The organism is Streptomyces sp. NPDC127038, assembly GCF_042725875.1.
GTDB lineage: Bacteria > Actinomycetota > Actinomycetes > Streptomycetales > Streptomycetaceae > Streptomyces.
Map to the genome: position 1 here is coordinate 74791 of NZ_JBHXDQ010000033.1, position 18928 is coordinate 93718.

Consider the following 18928-nt stretch of genomic DNA (forward strand, 5'->3'; position numbering starts at 1 on the left):
GCTGGTGTCCGCCCGGGGCCGCCCGGCCCCGCGGGCCGGGTCCCTTCGGCCCCGTTTAGGGACCCCCCACCCCTCTTGCCTCGAACGGGCATGCGTCATACTTGCTTGTGAATGTGAACGCGTTCACAAGCGTGTCCTGTTGCTCCCGTGATGTCTGTTGTTGAGCGGGCACACTGCCGCTGTGACCACGGCGACGTAAGGAGACTGACGACGTGGAATTGGCTTTGGCGCCGGAAACCATGGCGCGATGGCAGTTCGGCATTATCACCGTCTACCACTTCTTCTTCGTCCCCTTGACGATCTCGCTCGCCGCGCTCGTCGCCGGCCTGCAGACCGCCTGGGTTCGTACGGAGAATCAGAAGTACCTCAGGGCCACCAAGTTCTGGGGCAAGCTCTTCCTGATCAACATCGCGATGGGTGTCGTCACCGGCATCGTGCAGGAGTTCCAGTTCGGCATGAACTGGTCGGCCTACTCGCGGTTCGTCGGTGACATCTTCGGGGCGCCCCTCGCCTTCGAGGCGCTGATCGCCTTCTTCTTCGAGTCCACCTTCATCGGGCTGTGGATCTTCGGCTGGGACAAACTCCCGAAGAAGCTCCACCTCGCCTGCATCTGGATGGTCTCCATCGGCACCGTCCTGTCGGCGTACTTCATCCTCGCGGCCAACTCGTGGATGCAGCACCCGGTCGGCTACCGGATCAACAAGGCGCGAGGGCGCGCGGAACTCACCGACTTCTGGCACGTCCTGACGCAGAACACCGCACTCGCCCAGGCGTTCCACACCCTGACCGCCGCCTTCCTGACCGGCGGCGCGTTCATGGTGGGCATCGCCGGCATCCACCTGGCCCGCAAGCGGCACGTCGCCGTCATGAAGACCTCGCTGCGGCTCGGGCTCATCACCGTCGTCATCGCCGGTCTCCTCACGGCGATCAGCGGCGACACCCTCGGCAAGGTCATGTTCAAACAGCAGCCGATGAAGATGGCCGCCGCCGAGGCGCTGTGGGACGGCCAGGACTCCGCGCCCTTCTCGATCTTCGCCTACGGAGACGTCAGCAAGGGCCACAACACCGTCGAGCTCTCGATCCCGGGGATACTGTCCTTCCTCGCCAACGACGACTTCAATTCGTACGTCCCCGGCATCAACGACACGAACAAGGCCGAGCAGCAGAAGTACGGTCCGGGCGACTACCGCCCCATCATCCCGGTCACCTTCTGGGCGTTCCGCTGGATGATCGGCTTCGGCATGGCGTCCTTCGCGATCGGTGTCGTCGGACTCTGGCTGACCCGCAAGAAGTTCATGCTGCCGCAGCACCTCAGGGTCGCCGAGGACGAGGCACCGCACCTGGTCCTGTTCAAGAACAAGGCCCTCGGCCCGACCCTCACCAAGTGGGGCTGGCGCATCGCCATCTGGACGCTGGCGTTCCCGCTGATCGCCAACTCCTGGGGCTGGATCTTCACCGAGATGGGCCGTCAGCCGTGGGTCGTCTACGGCGTGCTCCAGACCCGCTTCGCGGTCTCCCCCACCGTCTCGCAGGGCGAGGTCATCACCTCGCTGACCGTCTACTCGCTGATCTACGCGATCCTCGCCGTCATCGAGGTCAAGCTGCTCGCGAAGTACGTGAAGGCCGGCCCGCCCGAGCTCACCGAGTCCGACCTCAACCCGCCCACCAGGATCGGCGGCGACGCCGACAAGCCGATGGCCTTCTCCTACTAGGCTCAGGGAGCTGCTGAGTCATGGAACTTCACGACGTCTGGTTCGTCCTCATCGCCATCCTCTGGATCGGCTACTTCTTCCTGGAGGGCTTCGACTTCGGGGTCGGCATCCTCACCAAGCTGCTGGCCCGTGACCGCACCGAGAAGCGGGTGCTGATCAACACGATCGGCCCCGTGTGGGACGGCAACGAGGTGTGGCTGCTCACGGCGGGCGGCGCGACCTTCGCGGCCTTCCCGGAGTGGTACGCCACCCTCTTCTCCGGCTTCTATCTGGCCCTGCTGCTCATCCTGGTCTGTCTGATCGTGCGCGGTGTCGCCTTCGAGTACCGGGCGAAGCGTCCCGAGGAGCACTGGCAGCGCAACTGGGAGACGGCGATCTTCTGGACCTCGCTGATCCCGGCGTTCCTGTGGGGTGTCGCCTTCGGGAACATCGTGCGCGGAGTCAAGATCGACCGGAACTTCGAGTACGTGGGCAACTTCTGGGACCTGCTCAACCCCTACTCGATCCTCGGTGGTCTGGTGACGCTCACGCTGTTCACCTTCCACGGCGCCGTGTTCGTCGGGCTCAAGACGGTGGGGGACATCCGGGAGCGGTCCCGGAAGCTCGCGCTGCAAGTCGGTCTGGCGACGGCGGTGCTGGCGCTGGTCTTCCTCATCTGGACCCAGATCGACAACGGTGACGGGGCCTCGCTGGCCGCCCTGATCGTGGCCGTGGTCGCCCTCGTCGCGGCACTGGCGATGGTCAACGCCGGGCGGGAGGGATGGGCCTTCATCCTCTCGGGGGTCACCATCGTGGCGGCCGTCGCGATGCTCTTCCTCTCGCTCTTCCCGGACGTCATGCCGTCCTCGCTCAACCCGGACTGGAGCCTCACGGTCACCAACGCCTCGTCGAGCCACTACACCCTGAAGATCATGACCTGGTGTGCCGTGATCGCCACACCGATCGTTCTGCTCTACCAGAGCTGGACCTACTGGGTGTTCCGCAAGCGCATCGGCACGCACCACATCGCCGTGGACGTGTCGCACTGAATCCGATGTAACGGCACGTTTCACGTGAAACGTGTCTGATGGGCCAAAGGTGTGTTTCACGTGAAACCAATCGATCACCGCCTGCTTCGGTACGCCCGAGCCACCCGCCTCTTCCTCGTGGCGATCGTGGGGCTGGGCGCCGCCGGAGCGGCCCTGGTCATCGCCCAGGCGATGCTCATCGCCGAAGTGGTGGTCGGCGCCTTCCAGCACGGGTTCTCCGTCGCCGAACTGCGCACTCCCCTGATGTTGTTGACGGCCGTGGCGCTCGGTCGCGCCGCGGTCGCCTGGCTCACCGAACTCGCCGCGCACCGCGCGAGCGCCGCGGTGAAGTCGGAGCTGAGAGGGCGACTGCTGGAGCGGGCCGCCTCGCTCGGCCCCGGCTGGCTCAGCGGCCGGCGGACCGGTTCCCTGGTCGCCCTCGCGACCCGGGGCGTCGACGCGCTCGACGACTACTTCTCCCGCTACCTGCCCCAGTTGGGGCTCGCGCTCGTCGTCCCGGCCGCCGTACTGGCGCGGATCGTCACCGAGGACTGGGTCTCGGCGGCGATCATCGTCGGCACGCTGCCGCTGATCCCCCTGTTCATGGTGCTGATCGGCTGGGCCACGCGCAGCCAGATGGACCGTCAATGGCAGATGCTGTCCCGCCTGTCCGGGCACTTCCTGGACGTCGTCGCGGGACTGCCCACGCTCAAGGTGTTCGGCCGCGCCAAGGCACAGGCCGAGTCGATCCGGAAGATCACCGGCCAGTACCGGCAGGCGACCATGCGGACGCTCCGGATCGCCTTCCTGTCGTCCTTCGCCCTGGAACTGCTCGCCACCATCTCGGTGGCCCTGGTCGCGGTGACCATCGGAATGCGGCTCGTCCGGGGCGAGCTGGACCTGTACACGGGGCTCGTCATCCTGGTGCTGGCACCCGAGGCCTATCTGCCGCTGCGACAGGTGGGCGCCCAGTACCACGCGGCCGCCGAGGGACTCGCCGCCGCCGAGGCGATCTTCGAGGTGCTGGAGACCCCGGCACCGAGGGCGGGTTCGCTCTCGCTGCCGATGCCCGCGGGACCGGTCTCCTTCGAGGGCGTGAGCGTGCGCTACCCGGGACGCTCCACGGACGCGGTCTCGGACGTCTCCTTCACGGTCGAACCCGGTGAGACGGTCGCCCTCGTCGGCCCCAGCGGCGCGGGCAAGTCGACGCTCCTGAACGTCCTGCTCGGCTTCGCCGAGCCCACCTCCGGCCGTGTCCTGGCCGGGGGAGCCGACCTGGCCGACGCCGACCTCACGCAGTGGCGCTCACGGATCGCCTGGGTGCCGCAACGCCCCCATCTGTACGCCGGTTCCATCGCCGAGAACGTACGGCTGGCACGGCCCGACGCGGACGACACCGCGCTGCGCCGGGCCCTCGTCGACGCCGGTGCGGCGGAGTTCGTCGACGCGCTGCCCGCCGGAGCCGACACGGTCATCGGCGAGGACGGCGCCGGACTCTCGGCCGGCCAGCGCCAGCGCCTGGCCCTCGCGCGGGCGTTCCTCGCGGACCGGCCCGTGCTGCTCCTGGACGAGCCGACGGCCTCGCTCGACGGCGCGACCGAGGCCGAGGTCGTCGCGGCGGTCCGGCGGCTGGCCGTGGGACGGACCGTCCTGCTGGTCGTGCACCGGCCGGCCCTGCTGGACGTCGCGGACCGCGTGGTCCGCCTGGAGGCCCCGGTCGTCGGAGCGCCCCGCCCGGCGCCCGAGGCCGCCGGCCCCGGTCTCACGGAGCCGTCGCACACCCGGCCTCCCCAGGAGACGGAGCCGCGGAGCACGCACCCCGCGGACGCCGAAGCGGGCGCCGCGCCCTCCTCTGGCCGGAGCGGTGTGCTCGCCCGCGTCCGGGCGACGGCGGCTCCCCGGAGGCGCCCGCTGGCGCTGGCCCTGCTCCTCGGCGGCCTCGCGCTCGGGAGCGCCGTCGGCCTCATGGCGACCTCCGGATGGCTCATCTCCCGGGCCTCCCAGCAGCCGCCGGTGTTCTATCTGATGGTCGCGGTGACGGCCACCCGGACGTTCGGCATCGGACGGGCGGTGTTCCGGTACGCGGAGCGGCTCGTGTCGCACGACGCCGTGCTGCGGATGCTGGCCGACACCCGCGTGGCCGTCTACCGGCGTCTGGAACGGCTCGCACCCGCCGGACTGCGGACCACACGGCGCGGCGACCTGCTGTCGCGGCTCGTCGCGGACGTGGACACCTTGCAGGACTACTGGCTGCGCTGGCTCCTGCCGGCCGGAGCCGCGGCCCTGGTCTCCGCCGCCTCCGTCGGGTTCACCGCCTGGCTCCTGCCCGAGGCCGGGGCCGTCCTCGCCGCCGGGCTGCTGGCGGCCGGTGCCGGAGTCCCCCTGGTGACCGGCGCCGTGGCGCGGCGGGCCGAGCGAAGGCTGGCTCCCGCGCGCGGCGAGTTGGCGACCCAGGTGGCCGACCTGCTCACCGGGACCGCCGAACTGACTGTCGCGGGCGCGCTGCCCGCCCGTACCGCGAAGGCGCGGCAGGCCGACGGCGTCCTCACGGGCATCGCGTCCCGGGCAGCCACCGCGACCGCCCTCGGCGACGGACTCACGGCCCTCGTCTGCGGACTCACCGTCGCGGCCACGGCCGTCGTCGGCGCCCAGGCGGTCGCCGCGGGGAGGCTGCACGGCGTCCTCATGGCCGTCCTCGTCCTCACCCCGCTCGCCGCGTTCGAGGCCGTCATGGGCCTGCCGCTCGCCGTCCAGTACCGGCAGCGGGTGCGCAAGAGCGCCGAGCGTGTGTACGAGGTACTGGACGCCCCCGATCCCGTACGCGAGCCGGAGAGGCCGCTCCCGGCGCCCGCTTCGCCGTTCCCGCTCCGGGTGTCCGGACTCCGGGCCCGGCACGCCGGAGCGGACCGGGACGCGCTGGCCGGACTCGACCTCACCCTCGAAGAGGGCCGCAGGATCGCCGTGGTCGGCATGTCCGGAGCAGGCAAGACGACCCTCGCACAGGTGCTGCTGCGGTTCCTCGACCCGCGGGCGGGGACGTACACCCTGGGCGGGACGGACGCGTCCGGGCTGGAAGGGGACGCCGTACGCCGGATGGTCGGGCTCTGCGCCCAGGACGCGCACCTCTTCGACAGCAGCGTGCGCGAGAACCTGCTGCTCGCCCGCAAGGACGCCACCGAGGCCGCGCTGCGCGACGCGCTGAGGCGGGCCCGCCTCCTCGACTGGGTGGACGGGCTGCCCGACGGACTCGACACCCTGATCGGAGAACACGGGGCACGGCTGTCCGGCGGCCAGCGCCAGCGGCTCGCACTGGCCCGCGCGCTGCTCGCCGGGTTCCCCGTGCTCGTGCTCGACGAACCGGCGGAGCATCTCGACCTGCCGACGGCCGACGCGCTCACGGCGGATCTGCTGGCCGCGACGGAGGGCCGTACGACCCTGCTGATCACCCACCGGCTGGCCGGGCTCGACGCGGTGGACGAGGTGATCGTGCTGGCGCACGGACGCGTGGTCCAGCGCGGGACGTTCGCGGAGCTGTCGGCGGTCGAGGGGCCCCTGCGGGAGATGGCGGAACGGGAGACCGCGGCGGACCTGCTGGTGCGGGCGGTGGCCTCCTGAGGCACGCCGAGGCGTCCTGAGGTGCTCCGAGGTGCTCCGAGGTGTGGGGCGCGGGGGCCGCGCGCGGCGGTCCCCGGGCTCGGCACCGTACGGCCGCTGACCCCACTCCGACCCACGGCCCGACTTTCCCCTGTAAAAGGGACTTATTAGGCTCGACGCATGGCAGCGGCGAGGGGCTCCCCCGACCCCGGGGGCGACGATCCCGGCGACGACCACGGCGGCGACGACCCCGGCACGACGGCGCGGGCGGACCGCACCCCCGCCGGGCCGTCCGGCGCGTCCGCCGCACGGATCCCGCGGCTGCTGGAGGCCGTGCGGTCGGTCGGATCGGGGCTGGAGCTGCGCTCCAAGCTGGACCGGATCTGCGAGACCGCGGCCGGACTCACCCAGGCCCGCTACGCGGCCATCGGCGTCGTGGACGAGAGCGGGGAGGGCCTCGCGGAGTTCGTCCAGTACGGCGTCGACGAGGAGACCGCCCGCCGGATCGGGCGGCGGCCCGACGGCCGCAAGGGGCTGCTGGGCGCGCTCATCCGCGAACCCGATCCGGTGCGCCTGGCCGACCTGACCGAGGATCCGCGCTCCTGCGGGGTCCCGGCCGGCCATCCGCCGATGCGCAGCTTCCTCGGGGTGCCGATCCGGGTGCAGGGGGAGATCTTCGGGAACCTCTACCTCACGGAGAAGCGAGGCGGCGGCCCCTTCGACGACGACGACCTCGACATGCTCCGGGTGCTCGCCACGGAGGCCGGCATCTCCATCGGCCACACCCGGCTGTACGAGGCGGCGAAGCAGCGTGAGCGCTGGATCGACGGCTCGGTGGCCGTCACCACCGCGCTGCTGGCGGGCGGCGACGCCGAGGAGGTGTTGCAAGCCGTCGCGGAACAGGCCCGCCGGCTCTCCGGCGCCGCGGCCGGGCTGGTGCTGCTGGCCACCGACGAGGGCGGCCTGGAGGTCGTCGCGGTGGCCTCGGAGCACCCGTCGGAGCTGCTCGGTGTGATCGTCCCGCCGGAGAGCGAACTGGTCGCCGAACTCCGCGACGGACGGCCGGTGTTCGTGGCGGACGCGTCCGCCGACCCGCGGATGCGCACCGATCTCACCCACGCCTACGGGCCCGTCATGATGCTCCCCCTGGAGAGCGACGGCCGGGTGCTCGGCGCGCTGCTCACCCCGCGCTCGCGCGACGGGCGCCAGTTCACCGGGACCGAGCGGACCGTCGCGGCGCAGTTCGCCTCGCAGGCGGCCCTGGCGCTGATGATGGCCGAGACCCAACGCGACCGGGAACGGCTCGCAGTCTACGAGGACCGCGACCGGATCGCCCGTGACCTGCACGACCTCGTCATCCAGCGGCTGTTCGCCACCGGGATGATGCTGGAGAGCGCGCAGCGCCGGTCGACCGTGCCCGAGGTGGCGCGGGGGGTCGGCAAGGCCGTCGACGAACTCGACGTCACCATCCAGGAGATCCGCACCGCGATCTTCGCGCTCCGGCAGGGTCCCGCCGAGTCGCCGTCCGGGCTGAGCACCCGCGTCCTGCGCGAGATCAACATGGCCGCCGTGCCCCTCGGGTTCCACCCCGGGCACCACTTCGCCGGTCCCGTCGACACGGCGGTCGGCGAACTCACCGCCAAGAACCTCATCGCCGCGCTGCGCGAAGCCCTCTCCAACGCCTTCCGGCACGCGGGGGCCTCCCGGATCGAGGTCTCCGTGGACGCCGGCTTCCCGCTGCCGGACGGGCGGCCGGGCGTGCGCCTCGCCGTCGCGGACGACGGTGTGGGCATCCCCGAAGGCGGCCGGCGCAGCGGCCTGAGGAACCTGAGCCGCCGTGCCGAGTCGCTGGGCGGCGCGAGTTGGTACGGCCCGGGGATCGGCCCCGACGGCGGCGGCACGACGGTGGTGTGGCAGGTGCCGCGCTGAACCCCCTTGCGCGGACCATCCGTTCGCGTGCTGGGCCATTCGTGACGTCCTGTCCCCCGGGTGCACCCCTTGAACGGGCCGGGTCCGGGCGCACGGGCCACGATCGCTGACATGCGCTCATCTCGCCGCCATCCCCTCCTCGTTCCCGCCCTGCTGTCCGTGCTCGTCGTCCTCGCGGCCCGGCCGGCGGCGGCCGACGGGGACGGCGACGGCGCGGACCTCGACATCAGCGCCCAGGTGGCGAAGCTGTACGAGGACGCCTCCGTGGCGACGGGACAGTACGAGGCGGGACGGCAGGACGCCGAGGCGCAGCGCGGCCGGGCGGAGCGGGCCGAGGGCCGGCTCGTGCAGGAGCGGCAGGAGATCTCCGTCCTGCACGAGGACCTGGGGCGGATCGTGCGCGCCCAGTACCGGCAGGGCGGCGGGCTGCCGTACACGGCGCAGATCCTGTTCGCGAAGGACCCCGACGGTCTGATGCGCGGTCAGCAGGCGGTGCGGCGGGCCGATCTGGCCGTCGCCGGTGCCGTCGCGAGAAGCAGGCGTGCCGAGGGCCGGCTCGCCGTGGACGAGGCGAAGGCCCGGTCCGCGTGGCAGGCGCTGGAGAGGCGGACCGAGGATCTCGCCGCGATCAAGCGGACCATCGAGGCCAGGCTCGACGAGGCGCGCTCGGCGCTGCAGAGCCGGGCGGACGCCTCCGTCGCGGCCGGCTCCTGCCGGGGGGCGGTGCGTCTGGACCAGCCGCAGACGGCGTTCACCAGCGCGTGGGTCGCCCCGGTGGAGACGTACGAACTGTCCGCGGGCTTCGGCAGCGGGGGCGAGCACTGGGCGCACCGGCACACCGGGCAGGACTTCGCGGTGCCCATCGGCACGCCGGTCCGTGCGGTCGGGGCGGGCCGGGTGGTGAAGGTGTCCTGCGGCGGGGCCTTCGGGATCGAGGTCGTGATCGAGCACCCCGGCGGCTACTACACGCAGTACGCGCATCTCGCGGCCGTCGCCGTCGACCAGGGCCGGCGGGTCTCGACCGGGGAGTGGATCGGGCAGTCGGGCACGAGCGGCAACTCCACCGGCCCGCATCTGCACTTCGAGGTGCGGGTGACGCCGGAGATGGGATCGGCGATCGACCCGGTGCCGTGGCTGGCGGAGCACGGGGTCGTCGTCTAGCGCCGCGGCGCGAGGCCCTCCGGAGGGAGTCGCCGGAGGGCCCGTGGCCCTGGTCCCGCGGGTGTCGCCGGCGGTCCGCAAGGGTCCGCGGTGTCGCCGGCGGTCCGCCGGGGTCCGCGGTGCTACGAGGGTCCGCCAGGGTCCGCGGTGCTACGAGCGGTCCGCCAGGATCCGCTCGATCACCACCGCCACCCCGTCCTCGTTGTTCGCGACCGTGCGCCCGGAGGCGGCGGCGATCACGTCCGGGTGGGCGTTGCCCATCGCGTACGAGCGGCCGGCCCAGGTGAGCATCTCGACGTCGTTCGGCATGTCCCCGAAGGCGACGACCTCCTCGGGAGCGATACCGCGCTCGGCACAGCACAGCGCGAGCGTGCTGGCCTTGGAGATGCCGGGGCCGCTGATCTCCAGCAGGGCGCTGGGGCTCGACCGGGTCACGTTGGCCCGGTCGCCGATGGCCGGGCGGGCGACGGCGAGGAACTCGTCGGGGTCCATGTCCGGGTGGAACGCGAGGACCTTCAGGACGGGCTGGTCGGCGTCCAGGGCGTCCTCGGCGAGGAGCTTCTCGGCGGGCAGGACGATCTCCGGGGGCTCCATGTGCATGAGCGGGTACCCCGGTTCGAGATGGAGGCCGAACGTCCGCTCGACGGCGCACACCGTGCCCGGCGCGGCGGAGCGCAGGATCCGGATGACGTCCAGGGCGGTGCCGGGGGTCAGCTCCCGGATCTTGACGAAGCGGTGGGCACCGGGGCCGCCGTGCAGGTCGACCACGGCGGCGCCGTTGCCGCAGATGGCCAGGCCGTGCCCGTGGACGTGGTCGCTGACGACGTCCATCCAGCGGGCCGGGCGGCCGGTGACGAAGAAGACCTCGATGCCGGCCTGTTCGGCGGCGGCGAGGGCGGCGATCGTGCGGTCGGACACCGATTTGTCGTCGCGCAACAAGGTGCCGTCGAGGTCCGTGGCGATCAGCCGGGGCGGGACGGTGGAGGCCGGAGTCTCGGGCCGGCGAGTCGCTGAGGTCACGGGCTCATTCTCCCGCATATATGCGCACGGCCGTGCGGCGGTGCGCACACTTGAGTGGTAACCGCCTCGTCCCGCCCGTGCCGTCCCGTCCCGCCGGATCCCCCGGGGCACGGTTCAGCCCAGCTGGGCCACCGCTTCCATGGCGATCCGCTCGAAGACCTTCGGGTCGGCGGCGAACTCCGAGTCGGGGATCGGCCAGTGGATCACGATGTCGGTGAAGCCCAGTTCGGCGTGCCGGCCGGCGAAGTCGACGAACGCGTCGAGGGACTCCAGCGGGTGGCCGCGGTCCGGGGTGAAGCCGGTGAGCAGGATCTTGTCGAGCTCCGCCACGTCCCGGCCGATCTCGGCGCAGGCGTCGGCGAGCCTGGAGACCTGTCCGCGAATGGCCTGAACCGACTGCTCCGGGGTGCCCGTCTCGAACAGCTTCGGGTCACCGGTCGTCACCCAGGCCTGCCCGTGGCGGGCGGCGAGCCTCAGCCCGCGCGGGCCCGTGGCGGCCACGGCGAACGGCAGCCGGGGGCGCTGGACGCAGCCGGGGATGTTGCGTGCCTCGTGGGCCGAGTAGAAGTTGCCGCCGTAGGAGACGGAGTCCTCGGTGAGGAGCCGGTCGAGCAGCGGGACGAACTCGCCGAAGCGGTCGGCGCGCTCGCGCGGGGTCCACGGGTCCTGGCCGAGCGCGGTGGCGTCGAAACCGGTGCCGCCGGCGCCGATGCCCAGGGTGATCCGGCCGTCAGAGATGTCGTCGAGGGAGATCAGATCCTTGGCGAGGGTCACCGGGTGCCGGAAGTTCGGCGAGGTCACGAGCGTGCCGAGACGCAGCCGGTCGGTGACGGCGGCCGCCGCGGTCAGGGTCGGCACGGCCCCGAACCACGGGCCGTCGCGGAAGGTCCGCCAGGAGAGGTGGTCGTAGGTGAAGGCGGTGTGGAAGCCGAGCTGCTCCGCGCGCTGCCATGCGGAACGCCCGCCCTCGTTCCAGCGGACGTACGGCAGGATCACGGTGCTCAGACGCAGACTCATGCGTCGAGCGTAGACGGATCCGGCCGGCGAACGCCTCAGGACCGGGCACACGGGGGCCGCGGGGACACGTGCACGTGACCGGTGACCCGGATCAGTGCGGGCCCAGTTCCCCGGATCAGCGCCGGCCCGGTGTCCCGAAGGGCGCGGTCCGGTGTCCCCGTTCGGCGCGGGTGGGGCGGGCTCGGTCAGTGCGGGCCCGGAAACCGCAGGTAGCGCGTGGGCACGGTCTGCGTCAGCCAGACTCCGTTGGCGCTGACCCGGAAGACATGGCCGTCGCGGTGCATGGCGGCGGCGTCCACGCCGAGGACGACCGGGCGGCCGCGGCGGGCGCCGACGCGGGTGGCCGTCTCACGGTCCGTGGAGAGGTGCACGTCGTGCCGGTTCATGGGCCGCAGGCCCTCGGCACGGATCAGGTCGAGGCTGCGGGCCACGGTCCCGTGGTAGAGGTACGCGGGCGGGGTCGCCGGGGGCAGTCCGAGGTCGACCTCGACGGAGTGGCCCTGGCTGGCCCGGATCCTCGTCCCCTCGACGGCGAAGCGCTGCTTGTCGTTGGTGGCCACCACATGATCGAGCTCTTCGCGCGTGATCCGGAAGCCGTGCGCGGCGGCCGCGGAGATCAGCGTGCCGATCTCGACCCAGCCGCCCTCGCCGAGGGTGAGTCCGATCCGCTCGGGCTGGTGCCGCAGATGCTTCGAGAGGTACTTCGACACCTTCACGGTGCGTTTGTCGTCCATCGGTTCATCGGTCCGTCTTTCGGTCCGATCATCCGCTTGCTCATGCTTCTTCATCCTCTCAGGGTGCCTGGAGAGAGACGGATCACGCATGTGATTTTGGGTTGGAGGTTTGATCCACAACCAAGTGGTGTTATCCACAGGTGAATTGACGAATCTGTGGACAACGCGCTTGCTATTCAGGGTGTTTCGTCAACACCTGTGCGGAGAGGTCCGTTTACAGTCAAGTGGTCCAACGTGCGTGCGTGCAGCTCCCGTTCGGTGGCCGCCGTGACGAACTCCGCCGCGTGCCGTGCCCCAACCATGCGCTCCACGGCCCGTATCGTCCCGGCGGGCAGCTGCACCGGACGGGCGTTTTCCGGCTCCATCGGGACCGGGCCCGCCGCGAGCTGACGGCTCAAGTGACGGTTGGCGAAGTGCCGCATTGCGCGCGCCAGTTCGGCGTCCACCGCCTGCTGGGCGAGCGGCCGCAGCCGGCGTACGAGCGAGGCCGCCTCGGCCGTTTCCGCGTCGCTCGGCGGATGCTCGCCCAGATAGCGGGCGAAGACGTGCTCCGTGGTGAACTCCAGGAAACGGGAGGCTATGTGCTCGACCTGACCCCTCAACTCCCGCAGATGGAGGGCGATCGCGGACAGGGAGACGCCCGCGTTGTACAACTCGACCGCCACGGACAGCTCTTGGGGGCTCGGGACGAGGAAGACGTCCTCCTCCCCGGGGACGGGCTCCAGCACGCCGAGTTCCACGGCCTCCGCGACCGCCGCGTCGTCGGGGCGGCCGCCGAACCGCTCCACCAGCTCCCGCCGGGAGATCCGGTCGGCCCGCTCGTCGGTCCACGGCCCGTCGACCTCCGCGACCAGGCCGAGTATCCCGCCGAGCCCCCGGCCCGCGTCCCAGGCCTCCAGCAGCTCCTTGATCGAGGCCAGCGTGTACCCGCGGTCCAGGAGGCCGGCGATCTGCCGCAGCCGTGCCAGATGGGCGTCTGCGTACACGTTGGCGCGCCCGCGCCGCTCGGGTCGGGGCAGCAGCCCGCGGTCCTGATAGGCGCGGATCGTCCGGACCGTGGCGCCGCTGCGGTGCGCCAGGTCCTCGATGCGGTACGCGGCCCCGCCCGCCTCGTCGCTCATCGCAACCTCACAGCCGTGGCTCCACGCGGGCGATCGCGCGCAGCGCCCCGGGCGCGAACCGTTGCAGGAGGCGGGCGCCGCGCGCCTCCGGGGTGACCGGGACCACCGCCTCGTCACGGACGACCGCGCGCAGGATCGCGTCCGCGACCTTCTCCGGCGGGTAGTTGCGCAGTCCGTAGAGCCGCGCCGACCTCTTCTGGCGCCGTTTCTCCTCGGCCGCGTCGACCCCGGTGAAACGCGCGGTCGAGGTGATGTTCGTGTTGACGAAGCCGGGGCAGATCGCCGAGACGCCGATGTCACGGCCCGCCAGTTCCGCGCGCAGACACTCGCTCAGCATCAGCACGGCCGCCTTGGAGGTGCTGTACGCGGGGAGCGCCTTCGAGGGCTGATACGCCGCCGCAGAGGCGATGTTGACGATGTGGCCGCCCTGCCCGCGCTCGGCCATCTGCTTCCCGAAGAGCCGGCAGCCGTGGATCACTCCCCACAGATTGACGTCGAGGACCTTCCTCCAGTCGTCGGACGTGGTGTCCAGGAAGGAGCCGGAGAGGCCGATCCCGGCGTTGTTCACCAGGACGTCCACCACGCCGTACTCGGCGGCGACCCTGGCGGCGAGCTTCTCCATGGCCTGCTCGTCGCCGACGTCGGCCGTCTCGGCCCAGGCCGCAGGCGAGCCGGTCGGCAGGCACTGTTCCGCCGTGCGGGCCGCGGCCCCGGCGTCCCGGTCGACGGCCACCACCCGCGCTCCGGCCGCGGCGAACGCGAGGGCGGTGGCCCGGCCGATGCCGCTGCCGGCGCCGGTGACGAGCACGAGCTGCCCGGCGAACCGGTCCGCGTACTTCCCGGAGGCGACCGGCGAGGGCGCGGGCGCACCGTCCCCGCCGCCCTCGTTGGCCGTCACGAACTCCGCTATCCAGGAAGCCAGTTGATCGGGACGGGTCCGCGGGATCCAGTGCTTGGCCGGGAGGGTGCGGCGCACGGAGCCGGGGGCCCACCTCTCCAGCTCGTCGTAGAGCCGCTCGGAGAGGAACGCGTCGCCGAGGGGCGTGATGAGCTGCACGGGCGCGTGGGCGTGGGCGTCCTCGCGGGGGTGGCCGAGCCGGGACCGTACGTTGTCGCGGTAGAGCCACGCCCCGTGCGCCGCGTCGGACGGCAGCGACGCGGTCGGATAGTCGCCCGCGGGCACCTTCTCCAGCCGCTGGAGGATCCCCGGCCAGCGTTTGCCGAGGGGCCCGCGCCAGGCCAGCTCGGGCAGCACCGGTGTGTGCAGCAGGTACACGTACCAGGACTTGGCCCCCTGGCCGAGGAGCTGGCCGATCCTGCGCGGGGTGGGCCGGCGCGTCCGCCGCTTGATCCAGTGGCCGAAGTGGTCCAGGGAGGGCCCCGACATCGAGGTGAAGGACGCGATCCGGCCCTCGGTGCGGGCGACCGTGACGAACTCCCACGACTGCACCGAACCCCAGTCGTGGCCCACGAGGTGCACGGGCTTACCGGGGCTGACCGCGTCGATCACCGCGAGGAAGTCGTCGGTCAGCTTCTCCAGCGTGAACCCGCCGCGCAGCGGCCGCGGCGCCGTCGACCCGCCGTGCCCGCGCACGTCGTACAGCACGACGTGGAAGCGGCCGGCGAGCCGCGCCGCGACCTCGGACCACACTTCCTTGGAGTCCGGATAACCGTGCACGAGCACCACGGTCGGCCGCCCCGCGTCGCCCAGTTCGGCGACGCACAGCTCGATCCCGCCCGTCCGGACCCGGCGTTCACGCGCTCCCACGAGACTCATCAGTCCTCCGCCCGCCCCACTTGTCCCCACCGTCGCGGTACGTGCCCGTAACGTGACACTGGCGAATGTGACAGTTGTTAGAGGCTGCGTCAATAGGCCTGCGAACGCCTGTGGACAACCGGGCGACCGCGGACGACCGGGCGCCGGGGTCCCTGCAAGGAGTCCGGATCACGGCTCCCGGATCCCGTACCTGAGGGTGACCCCTACGGGCCCGTACGCCTGGAGGCTGACGCGGATCCACCTCCGTGGTCTGACGACCCCTGTGGTGTGCGCCACTACCGTCGAACCGTGACTGTGATCGCGACCGAAAGCCTGAGCAAGCGGTACCCCCGGGTGACCGCGCTTGACCGGCTCTCCGTGGACGTCGGGCCCGGTGTGACCGGACTCGTCGGAGCCAATGGAGCCGGCAAGTCCACACTGATCAAGATCCTGCTGGGTCTGTCCCCCGCCACCGAGGGCCGCGCGCACGTGCTCGGCCTCGACGTCGCCACCGAGGGCGCCGCCATCCGCGAGCGGGTCGGGTACATGCCCGAGCACGACTGCCTGCCGCCCGACGTCTCGGCCACCGAGTTCGTCGTCCACATGGCGCGGATGTCCGGCCTGCCGCCGGCCGCGGCCCGCGAACGCACCGCGGACACCCTGCGCCACGTCGGTCTCTACGAGGAGCGCTACCGCCCCATCGGCGGCTACTCGACCGGCATGAAGCAGCGCGTCAAACTCGCGCAGGCCCTCGTCCACGACCCCCAGCTGGTCTTCCTGGACGAACCGACCAACGGCCTCGACCCGGTCGGCCGCGACGACATGCTCGGACTGATCCGGCGCATCCACACGGACTTCGGCATCTCGGTCCTGGTCACCTCCCACCTCCTGGGCGAACTGGAGCGCACCTGCGACCACGTCGTGGTCGTCGACGGCGGCAAGCTGCTGCGCTCCAGCTCCACCACGGACTTCACCAAGACCACCACCACCCTCGCCGTCGAGGTCACCGACAGCGACGAACACCCCGACGGCACGGGCGCGGTGCGCGAGGCGCTCCACGCGCGCGGGATCGAGACCCACGAGGGCGGCGGACTGCCGGGCGCCGGACACATCCTGCTGCTCACCGCCGAGAGCGAGGACACCTACGACCTCGTCCGCGACGTGGTCGCCGACCTCGGCCTCGGGCTGGTCCGGATGGAACAGCGCAGACACCACATCGCCGAGGTCTTCACCGAGAGCGACGAGCAGCGGAAGGAGGCGGTCGGCCATGGCAGTTGAGCACCCCCTCGCCCAGCAGGGCGAGCAGACCCGTATCCACAACATCGGCTACCGCAACTACGACGGCCCGCGCCTCGGCCGTGCCTACGCACGCCGCTCCCTCTACTCGCAGTCCCTGCGCGGCGCCTACGGACTGGGCCGCTCGGTCAAGTCCAAGGTCCTGCCGATGCTGCTCTTCGTGGTGATGTGCGTCCCCGCGCTGATCATGGTGGCCGTCGCGGTCGCCACGAAGGCGAAGGACCTGCCCGTCGACTACACGCGCTACGCGGTGATCATGCAGGCCGTCATCGGCCTGTACGTCGCCTCCCAGGGGCCCCAGGCCGTCTCCCGGGACCTGCGCTTCAAGACGATCCCGCTGTACTTCTCGCGCCCCATCGAGACGGCCGACTACGTGCGCGCCAAGTACGCGGCCCTGGCCTCGGCGCTGTTCATCCTCACGGCCGCCCCGCTGATCGTCCTCTACGTGGGCGCGCTGCTGGCCAAGCTCGACTTCGCGGACCAGTCCAAGGGATTCGGACAGGGACTGGCCTCGGTGGCACTGCTGTCGCTCCTCTTCGCCGGCATCGCCCTGGTCATCTCGGCGATCACCCCGCGGCGCGGCTTCGGCATCGCGGCCGTCATCGCCGCCCTGACCATCTCCTACGGAGCGGTCTCCACCGTCCAGGCCATCGCGTTCGAGCGGTCCAGCAGCGGAGCCGTCCCCTGGCTCGGCCTCTTCTCGCCGATCACCCTCATCGACGGAGTCCAGACGGCCTTCCTGGGCGCCTCCTCCGCCTTCCCCGGCCAGGTGGGCCCCTCGTCCGCGCAGGGCGTCGTCTACCTGGTCGTCGTCCTGGGTCTCATCGCGGGCTGCTACGGCCTCCTGATGCGCCGCTACCGAAAGGCCGGGCTGTGACCACGCTCACCATCGACCACGTCTCACGCTGGTTCGGCAACGTGGTGGCGGTCAACGACATCACGATGACGATCGGTCCCGGAGTCACCGGACTCCTCGGCCCGAACGGCGCCGGGAAGTCCACCCTCATCAACATGATGGGCGGCTTCCTCGCCCCCTCCACCGGCACCGTCACCCTCGACGGCAAGCCGACCTGGCGCAATGAGGACATCTACCGCCACATCGGCATCGTCCCCGAGCGCGAGGCGATGTACGACTTCCTCACCGGACGCGAATTCGTCCTCGCCAACGCCGAACTGCACGGCCTCGGCGCCAAGGCCGCCGACCGCGCCCTGGCCACCGTCGAGATGGCGTACGCCCAGGACCGCAAGATCTCCACGTACTCCAAGGGCATGCGCCAGCGCGTGAAGATGGCGTCCGCGCTGGTCCACGACCCGTCGCTGCTGCTGCTCGACGAGCCGTTCAACGGCATGGACCCGCGCCAGCGCATGCAGCTCATGGACCTGCTGCGCCGCATGGGCGAAGAGGGCCGCACCGTGCTCTTCTCGTCCCACATCCTCGAAGAGGTGGAGCAGCTCGCCGCCCACATCGAGGTGATCGTGGCCGGACGGCACGCGGCGAGCGGCGACTTCCGGCGCATCCGCCGGCTGATGACCGACCGCCCGCACCGCTATCTGGTCCGCTCCAGCGACGACCGGGCGCTGGCCGCCGCGCTCATCGCCGACCCGTCGACCTCCGGCATCGAGGTCGACCTCGCGGAGGGCGCGCTGCGCATCCAGGCCGTCGACTTCGGGCGGTTCACCGCCCTGCTGCCGAAGGTCGCGCGCGACCACGGCATCCGGCTGCTGACGGTGTCGCCGTCCGACGAGTCGCTCGAATCCGTCTTCTCGTATCTCGTCGCGGCGTAGGAGGCCCAAGATGTACGACCCCACAGTCGCCCGGCTCACCTACCGGGGCCTGCTCGGCCGCCGCCGGGCCCTCATCCTCGGCGTCCTGCCCGTCCTGCTCATCGTGATCTCCCTGGCCGTGCGGAGCTTCTCCGGAGCCGACGACCAGGTGGCCTCCGACCTGCTCGGCGGGTTCGCGCTCGCCACCATGGTGCCGATCATCGGCGTCATCGCCGGCACGGGCGCGATCGGGCCCGAGATCGACGACGGCTCGGTGGTGTACCTGCTGGCCAAGCCCCTGAAGCGGCCGACGATCATCTTCACCAAGCTGATCGTCGCGATCGCCGTCACCATGGCCTTCTCGGCCGTGCCGACCTTCATCGCCGGCATGATCCTCAACGGCAACGGCCAGCAGATCGCCGTCGCCTACACCGTGGCCGCGCTGGTCGCCTCGATCGCGTACGCCGCGATGTTCCTTCTCCTCGGGACCGTGACCCGGCACGCCGTGGTGTTCGGGCTCGTCTACGCGCTCGTCTGGGAGGCCCTGTTCGGGTCCCTGGTGTCCGGCGCGCGCACGCTCAGCGTCCAGCAGTGGGCGCTCGCCGTGGCCCACAAGGTGACCGGCGGCGACCTCGTCACCTCGGACGTGAGCCTGCCGACCGCGACGGTCCTGCTGGTCGTGGTCACCGTCCTCGCCACCTGGTACGCGGGGCAGCGGCTGCGGTCGCTGACGCTGGCCGGCGAGGAGTGAGCGGCCCCCCGCGCGCGTGCCGTCTGGTGGGCGGCCCGCGCGCGGGGGGCCCCCATTTTTATTGAC

At 71.5% G+C, this 18928-nt stretch carries 14 protein-coding genes; 9 read left to right on the plus strand and 5 right to left on the minus strand.

What is annotated here, in order from left to right:
• The first annotated feature begins 212 nt into the window (after window positions 1-212).
• The 5 genes from ACFWI4_RS22810 (at window position 213) to ACFWI4_RS22830 (ending at window position 9403) form a co-directional block, all read left to right on the plus strand.
• A complete protein-coding gene (locus ACFWI4_RS22810) occupies window positions 213-1712 on the plus strand; it encodes a cytochrome ubiquinol oxidase subunit I (protein ID WP_385397632.1) in 1500 nt (499 codons plus the stop codon).
• 20 nt (window positions 1713-1732) lie between these two features.
• Window positions 1733-2740, plus strand: a complete 1008-nt coding sequence (gene cydB, locus ACFWI4_RS22815) for a cytochrome d ubiquinol oxidase subunit II (RefSeq protein ID WP_385397634.1) — start codon at window positions 1733-1735, stop codon at window positions 2738-2740.
• A gap of 60 nt (window positions 2741-2800) precedes the next feature.
• Window positions 2801-6334: a thiol reductant ABC exporter subunit CydD gene (gene cydD / locus ACFWI4_RS22820; protein WP_387199099.1), complete on the plus strand. Its 3534-nt coding sequence runs from the start codon at window positions 2801-2803 to the stop codon at window positions 6332-6334.
• A gap of 159 nt (window positions 6335-6493) precedes the next feature.
• Window positions 6494-8242: a GAF domain-containing protein gene (locus tag ACFWI4_RS22825; RefSeq protein WP_387199102.1), complete on the plus strand. Its 1749-nt coding sequence runs from the start codon at window positions 6494-6496 to the stop codon at window positions 8240-8242.
• 111 nt (window positions 8243-8353) lie between these two features.
• On the plus strand, window positions 8354-9403 hold the full coding sequence (locus ACFWI4_RS22830) for a peptidoglycan DD-metalloendopeptidase family protein (protein WP_387199105.1): 1050 nt from the start codon (window positions 8354-8356) through the stop codon (window positions 9401-9403).
• Window positions 9404-9553: 150 nt separating this feature from the next.
• Here ACFWI4_RS22830 and ACFWI4_RS22835 read toward each other — a convergent pair whose 3' ends face one another.
• The 5 genes from ACFWI4_RS22835 to ACFWI4_RS22855 form a co-directional block, all read right to left on the minus strand.
• The gene (locus ACFWI4_RS22835; RefSeq protein WP_387199128.1) at window positions 9554-10441 is read right to left on the minus strand and encodes a Cof-type HAD-IIB family hydrolase; all 888 of its coding nucleotides are present in this window, start codon (window positions 10439-10441) and stop codon (window positions 9554-9556) included.
• A 96-nt stretch (window positions 10442-10537) separates the two neighbouring features.
• On the minus strand, window positions 10538-11440 hold the full coding sequence (locus ACFWI4_RS22840; RefSeq protein WP_385397642.1) for an LLM class flavin-dependent oxidoreductase: 903 nt from the start codon (window positions 11438-11440) through the stop codon (window positions 10538-10540).
• Window positions 11441-11625: 185 nt separating this feature from the next.
• Window positions 11626-12174 (minus strand): RNA 2'-phosphotransferase, encoded by a 549-nt coding sequence (locus tag ACFWI4_RS22845; RefSeq protein WP_387199108.1) that lies wholly within the window; start codon window positions 12172-12174, stop codon window positions 11626-11628.
• Window positions 12175-12350: 176 nt separating this feature from the next.
• Window positions 12351-13295 carry a MerR family transcriptional regulator gene (locus tag ACFWI4_RS22850; RefSeq protein ID WP_387199111.1) on the minus strand — a complete coding sequence of 315 codons (945 nt, stop codon included), beginning with the start codon at window positions 13293-13295 and terminating at the stop codon, window positions 12351-12353.
• Window positions 13296-13302: 7 nt separating this feature from the next.
• Window positions 13303-15072 (minus strand): SDR family oxidoreductase, encoded by a 1770-nt coding sequence (locus ACFWI4_RS22855; RefSeq protein WP_387199115.1) that lies wholly within the window; start codon window positions 15070-15072, stop codon window positions 13303-13305.
• A gap of 294 nt (window positions 15073-15366) precedes the next feature.
• On the opposite strand from ACFWI4_RS22855, the gene ACFWI4_RS22860 reads away from it, so the two are divergent.
• From ACFWI4_RS22860 to ACFWI4_RS22875, 4 genes are read left to right on the plus strand one after another with little or no spacing between them, the layout of a single operon-like run.
• A complete protein-coding gene (locus tag ACFWI4_RS22860; RefSeq protein WP_385397687.1) occupies window positions 15367-16329 on the plus strand; it encodes an ABC transporter ATP-binding protein in 963 nt (320 codons plus the stop codon).
• Window positions 16319-17224 carry an ABC transporter permease gene (locus ACFWI4_RS22865; protein ID WP_385397650.1) on the plus strand — a complete coding sequence of 302 codons (906 nt, stop codon included), beginning with the start codon at window positions 16319-16321 and terminating at the stop codon, window positions 17222-17224. The genes ACFWI4_RS22860 and ACFWI4_RS22865 overlap by 11 nt, the downstream gene beginning before the upstream one ends.
• Entirely contained in the window at window positions 17221-18132 is a 912-nt protein-coding gene (locus ACFWI4_RS22870) for an ABC transporter ATP-binding protein (protein WP_387199120.1), read from the plus strand. Before ACFWI4_RS22865 ends, ACFWI4_RS22870 begins: the two co-directional genes overlap by 4 nt.
• Before the next feature lie 10 nt (window positions 18133-18142).
• The gene (locus ACFWI4_RS22875) at window positions 18143-18862 is read left to right on the plus strand and encodes an ABC transporter permease (protein WP_385397654.1); all 720 of its coding nucleotides are present in this window, start codon (window positions 18143-18145) and stop codon (window positions 18860-18862) included.
• Window positions 18863-18928 lie beyond the last annotated feature (66 nt).

What these genes read in the sequence shown, in the direction of transcription:
- ACFWI4_RS22840 (WP_385397642.1), bottom strand. Translation starts at nt 11,440, where the DNA reads ATGAGTCTGCGTCTGAGCACCGTGATCCTGCCGTACGTCCGCTGGAAC.
- ACFWI4_RS22825 (WP_387199102.1), top strand. Translation starts at nt 6,494, where the DNA reads ATGGCAGCGGCGAGGGGCTCCCCCGACCCCGGGGGCGACGATCCCGGC.
- ACFWI4_RS22850 (WP_387199111.1), bottom strand. Translation starts at nt 13,295, where the DNA reads ATGAGCGACGAGGCGGGCGGGGCCGCGTACCGCATCGAGGACCTGGCG.
- ACFWI4_RS22835 (WP_387199128.1), bottom strand. Translation starts at nt 10,441, where the DNA reads ATGCGGGAGAATGAGCCCGTGACCTCAGCGACTCGCCGGCCCGAGACT.
- ACFWI4_RS22830 (WP_387199105.1), top strand. Translation starts at nt 8,354, where the DNA reads ATGCGCTCATCTCGCCGCCATCCCCTCCTCGTTCCCGCCCTGCTGTCC.
- cydB (WP_385397634.1), top strand. Translation starts at nt 1,733, where the DNA reads ATGGAACTTCACGACGTCTGGTTCGTCCTCATCGCCATCCTCTGGATC.
- ACFWI4_RS22845 (WP_387199108.1), bottom strand. Translation starts at nt 12,174, where the DNA reads ATGGACGACAAACGCACCGTGAAGGTGTCGAAGTACCTCTCGAAGCAT.
- ACFWI4_RS22855 (WP_387199115.1), bottom strand. Translation starts at nt 15,072, where the DNA reads ATGAGTCTCGTGGGAGCGCGTGAACGCCGGGTCCGGACGGGCGGGATC.
- ACFWI4_RS22865 (WP_385397650.1), top strand. Translation starts at nt 16,319, where the DNA reads ATGGCAGTTGAGCACCCCCTCGCCCAGCAGGGCGAGCAGACCCGTATC.
- ACFWI4_RS22875 (WP_385397654.1), top strand. Translation starts at nt 18,143, where the DNA reads ATGTACGACCCCACAGTCGCCCGGCTCACCTACCGGGGCCTGCTCGGC.